Genomic DNA, 1040 nt, shown 5'->3' with positions numbered 1-1040 from the left:
GTGGAGACGCTGGTCGGCGGCACCTCGGCCGACGCGGTGACGCTGGCGACGGCGATGACCTCCGGCAGCCTCGACCTCCTCGGCGGCACGGACCGCCTGGTCCTCGCCTCGGTGGCGGCCAACACCCTCTCGGTGGTCAACATCGAGAGCGTGACGGGCGGCACCGGCTCCGACCAGGTGTGGCTGGCCAACACCCTCTCCAACGCGGTGATCGATCTCGGCGCGGGCTCCGACCAGCTGACGCTGGTGACGGGCGGCACGGCGACGGTCCTGAACGTTGAGACGGTGACCGGCGGCACGGGCGCCGACCGGGTGGTGCTCGGCTCGGCGGTGACCGCCGGGACGGTGGATCTCAACGGCGGCAGCGACACGCTGGTGCTCGGCAAGTTCGTCAACACGCTGACGGTGGCCAACGTGGAGACGCTGACCGGCGAGGCGAGCCGCGACGCGGTGACCTTCACCACGGCGGTCTCCGGCACGGTGAACCTTGCGGCCGGCCTCGACAGCCTGACGCTTGCCGACACCGGCAACACGGCGACGGTCTCCAACATCGAGACGGTGACCGGCGGCACCAACACCGACCTCGTCACCCTGACCGGCGCGGTGACCGGCTTCACGATCAACCTCGGTGCGGGCGCCGACAGCCTGACCCTCTCGAGCGCGGGCAACACGGTCACGGTCTCCAACGTGGAGACGCTGGTCGGCGGCACCTCGGCCGACGCGGTGACGCTGGCGACGGCGATGACCTCCGGCAGCCTGGACCTTCTCGGCGGCACGGACCGCCTGGTCCTCGCCTCGGTGGCGGCCAACACCCTCTCGGTGGTCAACATCGAGAGCGTGACGGGCGGCACCGGCTCCGACCAGGTGTGGCTGGCCAACACCCTCTCCAACGCGGTGATCGATCTCGGCGCGGGCTCCGACCAGCTGACGCTGGTGACGGGCGGCACGGCGACGGTCCTGAACGTTGAGACGGTGACCGGCGGCACGGGCGCCGACCGGGTGGTGCTCGGCTCGGCGGTGACCGCCGGGACGGTGGATCT

Annotated in this window: 1 protein-coding gene; it reads left to right on the top strand. The window is 71.5% G+C overall.

Annotation, left to right across the window (positions count from 1 at the left end; genetic code table 11):
* Positions 1-1040: hypothetical protein (locus HZ321_RS21470; RefSeq protein ID WP_425305426.1), on the top strand; the 1040-nt coding region annotated here is incomplete at both ends.

The sequence above is a fragment of the Chthonobacter albigriseus genome (genome assembly GCF_013839445.1).
Taxonomy (GTDB): domain Bacteria; phylum Pseudomonadota; class Alphaproteobacteria; order Rhizobiales; family Pleomorphomonadaceae; genus Chthonobacter; species Chthonobacter albigriseus.
This window is presented reverse-complemented; position numbering and strand designations above follow the sequence as displayed.